Consider the following 14,348-nt stretch of genomic DNA (forward strand, 5'->3'; position numbering starts at 1 on the left):
GGCTACAACCCGATCGCGATATCGGTGGGCCGTACAGGAGCGGGCAATGCGGTCGAACCCATCAGATAGCGGTCGACGGATGCGGCCGCCGCACGCCCTTCGGCGATCGCCCACACGATGAGCGACTGGCCGCGCCCCGCGTCACCAGCGACGAACACGCCGGGCGTGGTCGTCTGGTACGCGTCGTCGCGCTCGACGTTGCCTCGCGAGGTGAACTGCGTCTGCAGCTGACCCTCGAGCTCCGAGCGCTCCGGTCCGGTGAAGCCCATCGCGATGAGCACCAGGTCGGCGGGGATCTCCCGCTCGGTGCCGCTCTTGGGCACGCGGCGGCCGTCGACGAACTCGGTCTCGGCCACGCGCAGTGCGCGCACCTCCCCGACCTCGTTCGAGAGGAACTCGACGGTGGACGCGAGGAAGACGCGCTCCCCGCCCTCTTCATGCGCGGACTGCACCTCGAAGATCGTGGGCGTGGTCGGCCAGGGCTGCGCATCCGGGCGGGATGCGGGGGGCTGCTTGCCGATGGCGAGGTTCGTCACGCTCAGCGCGCCCTGACGGTGCGCCGTTCCGATGCAGTCGGCGCCGGTGTCGCCACCGCCGATGACGACGACGTGCTTGCCCTCGGCGCTGATCTGCGTGTGGAGCTTCTCACCGGCGACCGCGCGGTTCGACTCGACGAGGTACTCCATCGCGAAGTGCACGCCCGCCAGATCGCGGCCGGGGATGGAGAGGTCGCGCGGGACGGTGGAGCCGGTCGCGACGACGACCGCGTCATACCGGCTGCGCAGCTCGTCCCACGTGATGTCGCGCCCGATCTCGACGCCGGCGCGGAATCGCGTGCCCTCGTCCTGCATCTGACGAAGTCGAAGCTCCAGGTGGCGCTTCTCCATCTTGAAGTCGGGGATGCCGTAGCGCAGCAGACCGCCGATGCGGTCATCGCGCTCGAACACCGCGACCGTGTGACCCGCGCGGGTCAGCTGCTGAGCCGCAGCGAGCCCCGCCGGTCCGGAGCCGACGACGGCGACCGTCTTGCCGGTGAGCCGCTCCGGCGGCTCCGGCTCGACCCAGCCGTGGGAGAAGGCCTCGTCGATGATCGACACCTCGACCTGCTTGATGGTCACGGCCGGCTGATTGATGCCCAGCACGCACGCGCTCTCGCAGGGGGCGGGGCAGAGCCGTCCCGTGAACTCCGGGAAGTTGTTGGTCGCGTGCAGACGCTCGATCGCGCTGCGTCCCTCACCGCGCCAGGTCAGGTCGTTCCACTCCGGGATGAGGTTGCCCAGCGGGCATCCCTTGTGACAGAACGGGATACCGCAGTCCATGCACCGGCCTGCCTGCCGGCGCAGCACCGCCGAATCACCGGGCTCATAGACCTCTTTCCAGTCCAGGATGCGCACGGGAACGGGGCGCCGCGCGGGCAGCTCCCGCTCGGTCACCTTCAAAAAGCCCTTGGGGTCAGCCACCGGTCACCTCCATGATGCGGCTCCACACGATGTCGCCGTCGGGGTCGAGCCCCTCCGCCAACGCCTCCTCGCGGGTCTGCAGCACCGCTGCGTAGTCGCGCGGCATGACCCGCACGAAGTTCTTCACTTCCTCCTCGAAGTCCTCGAGGAGCGATGCCGCCAGAGACGAGTCCGTCTCCGCGGTGTGGCGCTCGAGCAGATCGCGCAGGATCGCGGCGTCGCCGGATCCCAGCTCCCCCAGCTCGAGCTCGCCCGAGGCGAGCGACTCGCGGTTCACCAGGTTCTCGTCCAGGCGGTACACGTAGGCCGTGCCGCCCGACATCCCGGCGCCGAGGTTGCGTCCGGTCGTTCCGAGAATGACGGCGAGCCCGCCGGTCATGTACTCCAGGGCGTGGTCGCCGACACCCTCGACGACGGCGGTCGCACCCGAGTTGCGCACCAGGAAGCGCTCGCCCACGACGCCGCGCAGGAACATGGTGCCCTGCGTCGCTCCGTAGCCGATGACGTTGCCCGCGATCACGTTCTGCGAGGCGTCGAAGCTCGAGCCTCGAGGCGGCCGCACGACGATCTGACCGCCCGAGAGGCCCTTGCCGACGTAGTCGTTCGAGTCGCCCTCGAGACGCAGCGTGATTCCCGACGGCATGAAGGCGCCGAAGGACTGGCCGGCGGATCCCGTGAGGTTCACGACGATCGAACCGCTCGGCAGCCCGTTCGCACCGCGCGCCTTCGTGACGTGATGACCGAGCATCGTGCCGACCGCACGCTCGGTGTTTCGCACCGGCAGGGTGATCTCGACCGTTCCGCCGTGCGCGATGACATCCTGCGCGCGCTCGATGAGCGCGACGTCGAAATGCTTCTCGAGCTCGTGAAGCTGCGCGCGGGCGTTCCGACGCGGCTCCTCCTCGGCGAACACGGGGCCCTCCAGGACGGGAGCCAGATCGAGGCCGCTCGCCTTCCAGTGCTCGATCGCACCGTTGACGTCCAGCAGCTCGTTGTGGCCGATCGCCTCGTCGAGCGAGCGGAACCCGAGCTCGGCGAGGTACTCGCGCACCTCCTGAGCGATGAACTCCATGAAGTTCACGACGAACTCGGGCTTGCCGGTGAAGCGCTCACGCAGAACGGGGTTCTGCGTCGCGACTCCCACCGGGCAGGTGTCGAGATGGCACACGCGCATCATGATGCAGCCGGAGACGACGAGCGGGGCTGTCGCGAATCCGAACTCCTCGGCACCCAGCAACGCACCGATGATCACGTCGCGGCCCGTCTTCAGCTGTCCGTCGACCTGCACGACCACGCGATCGCGCATGCCGTTGAGCATGAGCGTCTGCTGCGTCTCGGCGAGGCCCAGCTCCCACGGGGTGCCGGCGTGCTTGAGCGAGTTGAGGGGGCTGGCGCCCGTTCCGCCGTCGAATCCGGAGACCAGGATGACGTCGGCCAGGGCCTTCGCCGTGCCCGCCGCGACCGCGCCGATGCCCGACTGGCTCACGAGCTTCGCGTGCACACGTGCCGACGGGTTCGCGCGCTTGAGGTCGAAGATCAACTGCTTGAGGTCTTCGATCGAGTAGATGTCGTGGTGCGGCGGCGGCGAGATGAGACCGACACCGGGCGTGCCGCCGCGCGTGCGCGCGACCCAGGGGTACACCTTCTGCGGGGGCAGCTGTCCGCCCTCACCGGGCTTCGCGCCCTGGGCGAGCTTGATCTGGATGTCGTCGGCCTCGGTGAGGTACAGGCTCGTGACACCGAACCGGCCGGACGCCACCTGCTTGATGGCACTGCGCCGCTCGGGATCGAGCAGGCGCTCGACGTCCTCGCCGCCCTCCCCCGTGTTCGACTTTCCGCCGATGCGGTTCATCGCGATCGCGAGGGTCTCGTGCGCCTCCTTGGAGATCGAGCCGTAGCTCATCGCCCCGGTCGAGAAGCGCTTCACGATCGCCGAGATCGGCTCGACCTCGTCGATCGGCACGGGAGGCCGGACGCCGGTGCGCAGGCCGAACATGCCGCGCAGCGTCTTGAGCTCGCTCGCCTGGTCGTCCACGAGCTTCGTGTACTCGCGGAAGATGTCGTAGCGGCGCTCGCGGGTCGCGTGCTGCAGCCGGAACACCGTGTCCGGGTTGAACAGGTGCGGCGAACCGTCGCGACGCCACTGATACTCGCCGCCGGTCCACAGCCGCTCGTGGGCGCGCGCTGCCGCATCCTCCGGGTATGCGAACGCATGGCGTGCCGCGTTCTCGGCAGCGATGACGTCCAGACCCACGCCGCCGAGCTTCGACTCGGTGCCGGTGAAGTAGGACGCGATGAACTCCTCGGACAGTCCTACCGCCTCGAAGACCTGAGCCCCCGCATACGACGAGACCGTGGAGATGCCCATCTTCGACATGATCTTCAGGACGCCCTTGCCGAGCGCCTTGATCAGGTTCTTGACCGCCTTCTCCGGTGAGATGCCCGTGATGAAGCCTGCGCGCACGAGGTACTCGACGCTCTCCATCGCCAGGTAGGGGTTCACCGCCGAGGCTCCGTAGCCGATGAGGGTGGCCACGTGGTGCACCTCGCGCACGTCGCCCGCCTCGACCACGAGGCCGACCTTCATGCGGGTCTCCTTGCGGATGAGGTGGTGGTGCACCGCGGCGAGCATCAGCAGCGACGGGATGGGTGCCAGATCCGCGTTGGAGTCGCGGTCGCTGAGCACGATGAACTCGGCGCCGTCCTCGATGGCGCGGTCGACCTCGGCGCACATCTGCGTCAGACGCTTCTCCATCCCCTTCGCGCCGGCCTGCACGCGGTAGAGGCCTCGGATGGTCGCGGAGGTGCGACCCGGCAGAGCCGTGTCGATGTGCTGGATCTTCGCGAGCTCGTCGTTGTCGATCACCGGGAAGTCGAGCGTGACGGTACGCGCGTGCTCCGCGCCCCAGCTCAGCAGGTTCGGCTCGGGGCCGAGGCCCAGCGAGAGCGAGGTCACGACCTCTTCACGGATCGAGTCCAGCGGCGGGTTGGTCACCTGCGCGAACTGCTGCGTGAAGTAGTCGAACAGGAGCCGGGGGCGCTCGCTCAGTACCGCGACGGGCGTGTCGCTGCCCATCGCTCCGAGAGGTTCGGCGCCGGTCTGCCCCATGGGCGTCAGGAGGATGCGGACCTCTTCCTCCGTGTAGCCGAAGGTGCGCTGACGTCGTGTGATGGAGGCGATGGGATGCACGATGTGCTCGCGCTCGGGAAGCTCGGACAGGCGCACGCGGCCCGCATCCAGCCACTCCTGCCACGGCTGGAGCGTCGCGAGCTCGTTCTTGATCTCGTCGTCCTCGATGATGCGGCGCTGGGCCGTGTCGACGAGGAACATCCGACCGGGCCGCAGCCGACCGCGGCGCTTGATGCGCTCGGGCTCGAAATCGAGCACGCCGGTCTCGCTGCCGATGACGACCAGTCCGTCGGTCGTCTCCGTCCAGCGTCCCGGGCGCAGCCCATTGCGGTCGAGGGTGGCACCGACGACGGTGCCGTCGGTGAAGATCAGCGCGGCCGGACCGTCCCAGGGCTCCATCTGCATGGAGTGGTACTCGTAGAACGAGCGCAGCTTCGGATCCATGTCGGGCTGCTTCTCGTACGCCTCCGGGACCATCATCATGATGGCGTGCGGCAGGCTCCGGCCCGTGAGCGTCAGAAGCTCCAGCACCTCGTCGAACGACGCGGAGTCGCTCGCCCCGTCGGTGCAGATCGGCAGAAGCGGACGGATGTCGCCCAGCACCTCTGACTCGAGCTGCGACTGACGCGCCCGCATCCAGTTGCGGTTGCCGTTGACCGTGTTGATCTCACCGTTGTGTGCGACCATCCGCAGCGGCTGCGCGAGCGGCCACGACGGGAACGTGTTGGTCGAGTAACGGGAGTGGACGACCGCGAGCTCGGAGGCGAAACGCTCGTCCTGCAGGTCGGGATAGAACGGCTCGAGCTGCAGGGTCGTGACCATGCCCTTGTATCCGAGGGTGCGACTGGACAGCGAGACGAAGTAGGCGTCGAGCTCGTTGCGGGCGCGCTTGCGGAGCCGGAACACCCGACGATCCAGGTCGATGCCACTGAGCGCGGGCGCGTCGCCCACCGCCGGACGCGACAGGAAGAGCTGCTCGAACGCCGGACGCGCCTCGAGAGCCAGCTTGCCGAGGTGCTCCTCCTCCGTGGGCACCTCGCGCCAGCCGAGCACCACGAGGTTCTCGCTCGCGGCGATGCGCTCGATGCCGGCCTTCTGCGCGGCGCGCTCCTCACCGTCGCGCGGCAGGAACGCGAGACCGGCCGCGTACTCCCCCACCGGCGGCAGGTCGAAATCGACGACGGCGCGCAGGAACGCGTCCGGCATCTGCGTCAGGATTCCCGCGCCGTCGCCGGTGCCGGCGTCGGATCCGATCGCGCCGCGGTGCTCCAGATTGCGAAGCGCCGTCAGGGCGAGATCGATGATGTCGTGGCCCGCCTCGCCGCGAAGGGTCGCGACCATGGCCAGACCACACGCATCCTTTTCGAACGCGGGGTTGTACATGCCCTGCTTGGCAGGGAAGGCGCCGAAGCCCGCAGATCCGGGGGCGCTGTGACGGGGGCTCGAAGCCATACCAACCGTCCTCGATTGTTGCTGTTGCTGGGACGACGTCGGCCCGGAGAGTTACTTGGCGGCGGTGCTTGTGGCGCTGCCAGTGGTGATGGTTTCGTCGGCGGGGGGTGCGCTCACATCGACGAAGTCCTCGGTGTTCTGCGATTGTACAGCCGACTTGTCCACCCACTCGCGACCGGGCCGGTACGGCGATGCCTCCAGACCCGTGTGACGCACCTTCTGCACGACCAGGATGACGAGTCCCAGGATGACGCCGACGATGGCGGCCCACACGTTCGAGCGCAGCCCGAGGAACACCTCGCTCGGGTCGATGCGGATGTTCTCCCAGACGATTCGGCCCGCCGAGTACCAGACGAGGTAGAGACCGAACTGACGACCCCACTGGAGCGTGAAGCGCTTGCCGGCCCACAGGATCACGGCCGCGCCCAGAAGATTCCAGATCACCTCGTAGAGGAAGGTCGGCTGGAAAAGCGTCCCTTCTGGCAGTCCCACGGGGATCGCGTCGTTCGGCCGGGCGATCTCCAGCCCCCACCACCCGTCGGTCGGCTGACCGAACAGCTCCTGGTTGAAGTAGTTGCCGAAACGGCCCATCGCCTGGGCGATGATGAGCCCAGGAGCGAGGGCGTCGGCGAAGCTCCAGAACCGGATACCCGTCCAGCGACAGCCGATCAGCGCGCCGATCGCACCGCCGATGAGGGCGCCGTAGATCGCGATGCCGCCCTCCCAGATGGCCCACACGGAACCCTGCTCGAAGGGGTTCCACGTGTTCTTGCCGTCACCGAAGTAGAACCCCGGGTGCGTGAGCACGTGGAAGGCTCTGGCGCCGATGAGGGCGAGAGGAATCGCGAACAGTGCGATGTCCACGACGACCCAGGGCTCGCCACCGCGCTTGGTCAGGCGCCGGTTGGTGAGGATCGTGGCCACGACGATGCCGGCGATGATGCACAGCGCGTAGAAGCGGATCTCCGGACCGCCCGGCCACAGGTCGAAGTGGTTGATCGGAGGGCTCGGGATGCTGGCGAGCACGCCTGCGGGCGCGCTCGTGAGGGCGAACGTCATGACGACGAGTCTAAAGGCGTCGATGGTGCGCTCGTGCGCGCTCAGGCATACCTGTCGAAGCGCGCGCCCTCGGGTCGGGAACGCTCGATCGTGAACACCAGCAGGACGATCGCCCCGATCAGCGGGATCAGCAGGATGAAGAACCAGAGCCCGCTGCGATCGGTGTCGTGCAGACGGCGCCAGGTCAGGGCGAGACCGGGCAGGAGGGTGAGCAGGGAGTAGAGCGTGGCGATGGCCCCGATCACCGTCGTCACGCCGGCGTCAGACTGTGCGCCGTTCCACACCACGTAGGGTGCGGGCCACGCCGCGAAGGTCAGCGGCTCGCCGGCGGCGGTCGAGACGATCTGGAATCCGATCCCGACCAGGGCGTTCGTCAGCACCCACCACCAGAACTCGCTGCGGCTCGCCCTGCCCGCGAACGTCGCGTACTTCAGGAAGTAACGCGCGATCGCCTGCGCCCAGGACGCTCCGTAGAGCGGCGACGACAGGGGGATCACGGAGGAGCTCACCTCGGCGACGCTACGCGAACCGAGCCTTCCTCGCGAGCCGGGCTCAGCGACGCGTGCCGTCAGCGAGGGCGCGGGCGGTGCGCCCCAGCTCCTCGAGTCCGCCGTCACGGAGCGCGCGCACCAGGGCCGTTCCCACGATCGCGCCGTCGGCGTACTCCAGGACGCCGGAGACCTGTTCCGCGTTCGAGATTCCGATGCCGACCGCGGCGTGCTCTACGCCCTTCTCGCGCAGTCGCGCCACGAGCGTGCGTGCGGCCGCATCCAGCTCGGCGCGCTCCCCGGTGATCCCCATCGTCGAGACCGTGTAGACGAATCCCGTCGAGTTCTGCACGACGAGCTCGAGCCGCTCGTCGCTCGAAGTGGGTGCGGCGAGGAAGATGCGGTCGAGTCCCGTCCGCTCGCTCGCGGCGATCCATTCGGCAGCCGCCTCCGGAGTGATGTCGGGGGTGATGAGCCCGGCTCCCCCGGCCGCGAGCAGGTCGTCGGCGTATCGATCGACGCCGTACTGGAAAACGGGGTTCCAGTACGTCATCACGACGACCGGAACGTCGACGCGGCTCGTGATCTCCTTGATCGCCGGGAACAGGTCGCGCAGTCGGAAGCCTGCGGCCAGCGCGGCTTGCGTCGCCTCCTGGATGACCAGGCCGTCCATCACGGGATCGGAGTACGGCGGGCCGAGCTCGATGATGTCCGCGCCGTTCTCGGCGAGCATGACCGCCGCCTCGATGCTGGTGGCGATGTCGGGGAAACCGAGCGGGAGGTACCCGACGAACGCTCCCCGTCCCTCGGCGTGGGCGGCCTCGATGGCCGCTGCGACGCGTGAGCTCACAGCTCGGTCCCCTCTCCTCGTGCCTCGTCGGACGACGGCGGGACATCGACCGGCGACCCCTCCTCGCCTGCGGCGTCGTAAAGGTCGAAGTAGCGGGCGGCGGTGTCCATGTCCTTGTCACCGCGACCGGACAGGTTGATGGCGATGACCGCGTCGGGGCCCAGCTCCTTGCCGATGCGCAGCGCGCCCGCCAGCGCATGCGCCGACTCGATGGCGGGGATGATGCCCTCGGTGCGCGAGAGCAGACGCAGAGCCTGCATGGCCTCGTCGTCGGTCGCCGGGATGTAGGACGCACGCCCGATGTCGGCCAGCCACGCGTGCTCGGGGCCGACACCCGGGTAGTCCAGGCCCGCGGAGATCGAGTGGGACTCGACGGTCTGGCCGTCCTCGTCCTGGAGCACATAGGTCTTCGCGCCGTGCAGGATGCCCGCACGACCGCGTTCGATGGAGGCCGCGTGCTTCGGGGTGTCGACCCCGTCACCCGCCGCTTCGACGCCGTAGAGCGCGACCGACTCGTCGTCGAGGAACGCGTCGAACATGCCGATCGCGTTCGAGCCGCCCCCGACGCACGCGAACACGGCGTCGGGAAGCCGGCCCACCTGATCGAGGAGCTGTGCGCGAGCTTCCTCGCCGATGACCTTCTGGAAGTCGCGCACGAGGGCGGGGAACGGATGCGGCCCCGCTGCGGTACCGAAGATGTAGTTCGTCGTCTCGACGCTCGCCACCCAGTCGCGATACGCCTCGTTGATGGCGTCCTTGAGAGTGCGCGAGCCCGTCGTGACCGGGATGACCTCGGCGCCCAGCAGCCGCATCCGCGCGACGTTCAGAGCCTGCCGCTCGGTGTCGACTTCGCCCATGTAGATCGTGCACTCGAATCCGAACAGCGCCGCAGCGGTCGCGGTCGCGACGCCGTGCTGCCCGGCGCCCGTTTCCGCGATGACGCGCGTCTTTCCCAGGCGCTTGGTGAGCAGGGCCTGTCCGAGAACGTTGTTGATCTTGTGCGAGCCGGTGTGGTTGAGGTCCTCGCGCTTGAGGAACACGCGTCCGCCACCCGCGTGGGCGGCGAACCTCGGCACCTCCGTGAGCACCGAAGGACGTCCGGCGTAGGAGTGCAGCAGCTCCGCGAACTCCGCCTGGAAGGCGGGATCGACGATCGCGGACTCGTAGACAGCAGTCAGCTCGTCGATCGCGGCGATGAGCGACTCGGGCATGTAGCGCCCGCCGTACTGACCGAAGAAGGGTCCTTTGACATCGCGCAGACTCATGATCCAGCCTCCAGGAAAGCGTGCAGGGTCGCGACCGGCTCCGAGGTCACGAGAGCCTCGCCGATGAGGACGACGTCCGCGCCGCCGGAGCGGTAGTGGCGCACGTCATCGGGAGTGAGGACCGCCGATTCGGCGATCTTGATCGCATCGCTCGGGAACGAATCGGCGAGACGGCCGAACAGATCGCGATCGAGTTCGAACGTGCTGAGGTTGCGCGCGTTGACCCCGATGAGACGTGCTCCGAGATCGGCTGCGCGGGACAACTCTTGGGCCGAGTGCGTCTCCACGAGCGGCGTCATGCCGAGCTGGAGAACGAGCTCGTGCAGCTCGGCGAGCAGCTGTTGCTCGAGGGCCGCGACGATCAGCAGCACCAGATCCGCCCCGGATGCGCGGGCTTCGAGCACCTGGTAGGGCGTGGCGATGAAGTCCTTGCGCAGAACCGGGACCGAGACGCGCTCGCGCACCGCTTCGAGGTCGGCGAGGCTGCCCTTGAACTTGCGCCCCTCCGTGAGCACCGAGATCGCGCTCGCGCCGCCCTCTTCGTATCGAGATGCCTGGAAGGCGGGATCGGGAATCGCCGCCAGGTCGCCGCGGGACGGGCTCGCCCGCTTCACCTCGGCGATGATCTTCACGCGGTCCGCGGGGGCGAGGGCGGCCAGCGCGTCGAGCGCAGCGGGGCGGTCCAGCGCAGCGCGCTCCACGACCGCCAGAGGCGTGCGCGACTCTCGCTCGCGGGCATCCTCCACTGCGCCGGCCGTGAGGTCGGCGAGCACCATCAGTGCTCTTTCGCGACGTACTTGGGGCCGTTGACGCCCCAACCGGCGCGGGCCAGAGCCCACCCGGTGATCAGACCCACCACGAGCAGACCGACCGACGCCCAGACGAGCACGGGCATGTCGAGCACGAAGAACACCGTGCCCAGCGCGACGGCGACGAGCATGATCACCACGGCCGTCCAGGCTGCCGGGGAGTGTCCGTGGCCGGGGTCGTCGATGGAATTGCTCATGTCTCTCCTTCGGGTGCGGCCTCGTGACGGCCGGATCCAGTCTAGCGGGGCGGGTCGGGGAAGGTCGGATCATCGCCGCGCGAGAGGTCGTCCCACGAGTCGATCGCGTCCAGCGGTGCGCCGTCGGCGGTGGCTCCCCTACGGCGCGGAGCGTCGTACTTGCGCCCTCCGCCCGGCCAGCGCCAACCGGTGACGAGAACGAACGAGCCCGCCACCAGCAGCACGACGGCGGCGACGAGGGTGACCACGGGCCACCCCGTGACGCTCGTGCTCGCGACGAGTGCCGCCACCGACGAGTCACCGGTGATGCCGGTGGTCTCCGTCACGCTCGGGGCATAGGCGTCGATGGGAGCGTCGAAGGCGACGGGCGCCGTGAGCAGCGCGATACCGATCGCGGCAGCCACCGTCAGAGCGCCGAACACGACCCGGAGGACCCGGCCGACGATCGACAACGCAGCGCCCAACGCGAGCACCGCGAGACTCAGCGGCGTGAGCACGGGGATGGCGGCGGTCCCCGCGACCGCGACATCGGCGGCCGCGCCGTCCGTCAGCGCGACGTGGATCCAGGTCTGCGTGGCCGCCAGGGTGCTCGCGGCACCGCCTACCAGGATCGCCAGAACCGCGCTCGAGCGCGCGCGACGGATCACTCGCCGCCTCGAACGGGGTCCAGGTCGTCGGAGTCGAAGCAGGTCCGTGTGCCGGTGTGACAGGCGGGGCCGGTCTGTTCGACGGACAGCAGCACGGCATCGCCGTCGCAGTCCAGACGGGCACCGTGCACGACCTGGATGTTCCCCGAGGTGTCGCCCTTGCGCCAGTACTCCTGCCTCGAGCGCGACCAGTACGTGGCGCGGCCGGACGTGAGCGTGCGCCGCAGCGCCTCCGCATCCATCCAGCCCATCATGAGCACCTCTCGGGTGTCCCACTGCTGCACGATCGCCGCGACCAGGCCCTGGTCGTTGAAGCGGACTCGGGAGATGCGCTCCTCGATGCTCTCGCTCACCGCCGCACCTCGATCCCGTCTCCGACCAGCGCGTCCTTGACGTCGCCGACCGTGAGCTGACCGGAGTGGAACACGGATGCGGCGAGCACGGCATCGGCGCCGGCTCGGATCGCGGGCGCGAAATCGCCGACCTGCCCGGCGCCGCCGGAGGCGATGACCGGAACGCGAGAGATCTCCCGCATCAGAGCGACGAGCTCGAGGTCGAAGCCGTTCTTCGTGCCGTCGGCGTCGATCGAGTTGACCAGCAGCTCGCCCGCACCGCGCTCGATCGCCTCGCGTGCCCACGCGAGCGCGTCGAGCTGCGTCAGCGTACGTCCGCCGTGGGTCGTGATGGCGAACCCGGAGGGCATCCCCTCGGCGCGCTTGACATCGAGCGACAGCACGAGCACCTGCGCACCGAAGCGGTCGGCGATCTCGTCGATCAGGCCAGGACGGGCGATCGCCGCGGAGTTCACGCCGATCTTGTCCGCGCCGACCGCGAGCAGCCTCGCGACGTCCTCGTCCGAACGAACGCCGCCGCCGACGGTCAACGGGATGAAGACCTCTTCCGCCGTGCGACGCACGACGTCGTAGGTCGTCGCCCGCTCGTCGACGGTCGCCGTCACGTCGAGGAACGTGAGCTCGTCAGCACCCTGTTCGAAGTACACGCGCGCGAGCTCGACGGGGTCTCCCATGTCGCGGAGGTTCTCGAAGTTCACGCCCTTCACCACTCGCCCCGCCGCCACGTCCAGGCACGGGATGACTCGGCAGACCACGCTCATCAGAGCCTCGCCGCGTGGATCTCGGTCACGAGGATCGCCCTCGCACCAATCGCATAGAGCGCGTCCATGACCTGGTTCACGCCCTTGCGCGGGCTCATGACACGCACCGCCACCCACGACGGATCCCGCAGCGGCGAGATCGTCGGTGATTCGATACCTGGGGCGACGGCGATCGCGTCGTCGACGAGGGCGGCGGGCAGGTCGTAATCGATGAGCACGTACTCGCGCGCGACGATGACACCGCGCAGGCGGCGCAGCAGCGTCTCGAGGCCTGCAGGCTCCTGCGCGCCGGTGATCAAGACCGCATCCGACTCCAGAAGGACCGGGCCGAAGATCTCGAGCCCCGCCTGGCGAAGCGTGGTGCCGGTGGAGACGACGTCGGCCACCGCGTCGGCGACGCCGAGTTCGACGGCCGACTCCACGGCACCGTCGAGCGGCACGAGGTCGACGGCCACACCGTGCTCGTCGAGGTAGGCGTCGACGAGGCCCGGGTAGGCGGTGGCGACCCGCATCCCCTCGAGGTCGGCGAGTTCGGTGAACCGACCGGGAGGGCCGGCGAAGCGGAACGTGGAGCCGCCGAATCCGAGCGCCTCGATCTCGCGCGCACCCGGCATGCGGGCGTCCAGCAGCAGGTCGCGACCGGTGATTCCGACATCGAGCGCGCCCGAACCGACGTAGGTGGCGATGTCCTTGGGGCGCAGGTAGAAGAACTCGACGTCGTTGAGCGGGTCGATGGCGTGCAGATCCTTCGGATCACGACGGCCCTTGTAGCCCGCTTCGGCGAGCATGGCCGCCGCGGTCTCGGAAAGGGAGCCCTTGTTGGGCACGGCGATTCTCAGCATGGGAAAACTCTCGGGAAGGTGACGGATGCGGCGGGTGCGGGCATCAGAGATGTCGGTACACGTCCGCCGGCGTCAGACCCTTGGCCAGCATGAGCACCTGGAGGTGGTAGAGCAGCTGGGAGATCTCCTCAGCCGCTTCGGTGTCGCTCTGGTACTCGGCGGCCATCCAGACCTCCGCGGCCTCTTCGACGATCTTCTTGCCGATCGCGTGCACACCGGCATCCAGCTCCGCGACGGTGCCGGATCCGGCCGGTCGCGTCCGGGCCTTGAGCTCCAGCTCCGCGAACAGGTCGTCGAACGTCTTCACCGTCCTAGGGTACCGTCCGCCGACCGACTCGGATGTCGCCCTCAGTGGCGGTGCATCCTCGCATCGGCGGCCTGCGCCCTGAGCCCGGCGATCGCCGCATCCGGATCCGCCGCGCCGAACACGGCGGATCCGGCGACGAACGTGTCCGCGCCGGCGGAGGCCGCCTGCTCGATGGTGGCTGGAGCGATGCCGCCGTCGACCTGGAGCCAGACCGCGGAGTCGACCCGGCGCGCGGCGTCGGCGAGCCGGGCGAGCTTGGGCATCGTCTCGGGCATGAACGACTGTCCGCCGAATCCCGGCTCCACGGTCATCACCAGGATCTGATCGAACTCGTGCAGCAGCTCCAGGAGCGGCTCCTCCGAGGTCCCGGGTTTGATCGCCACCCCGGCACGTGCACCGATCTCACGCAGCCGCCGTGCGAGAGCCACCGGGTCGGCGGCGGCTTCGAGGTGGAAGGTCACCGAGGCCGCACCAAGCTCCGCGTATCCGGGCGCCCAGCGATCGGGGTCGTCGATCATGAGGTGGACGTCCAGCGGCACGGGACTCGTCGCCTGCACGCGCTCGACCATCTGCGGACCGAACGTGAGGTTCGGCACGAAGTGGTTGTCCATCACGTCCACGTGCACGAAGTCGGCACCGGAGATGCGACCGAGCTCCGCCTGCATGTTGACGAAGTCTGCGGCGAGGATCGAGGGATTGATGCGGGGGGCGCTCACCCTGCCATTATC

14 protein-coding genes are annotated in these 14,348 nt (G+C 68.8%); all 14 read right to left on the reverse strand.

Annotated features, from left to right (window positions below):
* Positions 1 to 2: 2 nt before the first annotated feature.
* From QE377_RS16605 to rpe, 14 genes are read right to left on the reverse strand one after another with little or no spacing between them, the layout of a single operon-like run.
* Positions 3 to 1,460: a glutamate synthase subunit beta gene (locus QE377_RS16605; protein WP_307325491.1), complete on the reverse strand. Its 1,458-nt coding sequence runs from the start codon at positions 1,458 to 1,460 to the stop codon at positions 3 to 5.
* On the reverse strand, positions 1,453 to 6,042 hold the full coding sequence (gene gltB / locus QE377_RS16610) for a glutamate synthase large subunit (RefSeq protein ID WP_307325493.1): 4,590 nt from the start codon (positions 6,040 to 6,042) through the stop codon (positions 1,453 to 1,455). Before gltB ends, QE377_RS16605 begins: the two co-directional genes overlap by 8 nt.
* 51 nt (positions 6,043 to 6,093) lie before the next feature.
* Positions 6,094 to 7,101 (reverse strand): prolipoprotein diacylglyceryl transferase, encoded by a 1,008-nt coding sequence (gene lgt / locus QE377_RS16615; RefSeq protein WP_307325496.1) that lies wholly within the window; start codon positions 7,099 to 7,101, stop codon positions 6,094 to 6,096.
* A 41-nt stretch (positions 7,102 to 7,142) separates the two neighbouring features.
* Entirely contained in the window at positions 7,143 to 7,610 is a 468-nt protein-coding gene (locus QE377_RS16620; protein WP_307325499.1) for a DUF805 domain-containing protein, read from the reverse strand.
* A 43-nt stretch (positions 7,611 to 7,653) separates the two neighbouring features.
* Complete coding sequence (gene trpA, locus QE377_RS16625) at positions 7,654 to 8,439, reverse strand: tryptophan synthase subunit alpha (RefSeq protein ID WP_307325502.1); 786 nt, start codon at positions 8,437 to 8,439, stop codon at positions 7,654 to 7,656.
* Positions 8,436 to 9,704, reverse strand: coding sequence for a tryptophan synthase subunit beta (gene trpB / locus QE377_RS16630; RefSeq protein ID WP_307325505.1), 1,269 nt, complete (start codon positions 9,702 to 9,704; stop codon positions 8,436 to 8,438). The genes trpA and trpB overlap by 4 nt, the downstream gene beginning before the upstream one ends.
* A complete protein-coding gene (gene trpC / locus QE377_RS16635; RefSeq protein ID WP_307326076.1) occupies positions 9,701 to 10,477 on the reverse strand; it encodes an indole-3-glycerol phosphate synthase TrpC in 777 nt (258 codons plus the stop codon). The genes trpB and trpC overlap by 4 nt, the downstream gene beginning before the upstream one ends.
* 2 nt (positions 10,478 to 10,479) lie before the next feature.
* Positions 10,480 to 10,710, reverse strand: a complete 231-nt coding sequence (locus tag QE377_RS16640) for a DUF6704 family protein (RefSeq protein WP_137416990.1) — start codon at positions 10,708 to 10,710, stop codon at positions 10,480 to 10,482.
* A gap of 41 nt (positions 10,711 to 10,751) precedes the next feature.
* Positions 10,752 to 11,357, reverse strand: a complete 606-nt coding sequence (locus QE377_RS16645; protein ID WP_307325509.1) for a Trp biosynthesis-associated membrane protein — start codon at positions 11,355 to 11,357, stop codon at positions 10,752 to 10,754.
* Complete coding sequence (gene hisI / locus QE377_RS16650; RefSeq protein WP_307325511.1) at positions 11,354 to 11,710, reverse strand: phosphoribosyl-AMP cyclohydrolase; 357 nt, start codon at positions 11,708 to 11,710, stop codon at positions 11,354 to 11,356. Before hisI ends, QE377_RS16645 begins: the two co-directional genes overlap by 4 nt.
* Positions 11,707 to 12,471, reverse strand: coding sequence for an imidazole glycerol phosphate synthase subunit HisF (hisF, locus tag QE377_RS16655; RefSeq protein WP_307325514.1), 765 nt, complete (start codon positions 12,469 to 12,471; stop codon positions 11,707 to 11,709). Before hisF ends, hisI begins: the two co-directional genes overlap by 4 nt.
* Positions 12,471 to 13,313 (reverse strand): ATP phosphoribosyltransferase, encoded by an 843-nt coding sequence (hisG, locus tag QE377_RS16660; protein ID WP_307325517.1) that lies wholly within the window; start codon positions 13,311 to 13,313, stop codon positions 12,471 to 12,473. The genes hisF and hisG overlap by 1 nt, the downstream gene beginning before the upstream one ends.
* Before the next feature lie 43 nt (positions 13,314 to 13,356).
* Entirely contained in the window at positions 13,357 to 13,620 is a 264-nt protein-coding gene (locus tag QE377_RS16665; protein ID WP_137416985.1) for a phosphoribosyl-ATP diphosphatase, read from the reverse strand.
* 41 nt (positions 13,621 to 13,661) lie between these two features.
* On the reverse strand, positions 13,662 to 14,336 hold the full coding sequence (rpe, locus tag QE377_RS16670; protein WP_307325521.1) for a ribulose-phosphate 3-epimerase: 675 nt from the start codon (positions 14,334 to 14,336) through the stop codon (positions 13,662 to 13,664).
* Positions 14,337 to 14,348: the final 12 nt, after the last annotated feature.

Origin of the sequence: Microbacterium sp. SORGH_AS_0862, from assembly GCF_030818795.1 — a bacterium.
Taxonomy (GTDB): Bacteria; Actinomycetota; Actinomycetes; order Actinomycetales; family Microbacteriaceae; genus Microbacterium.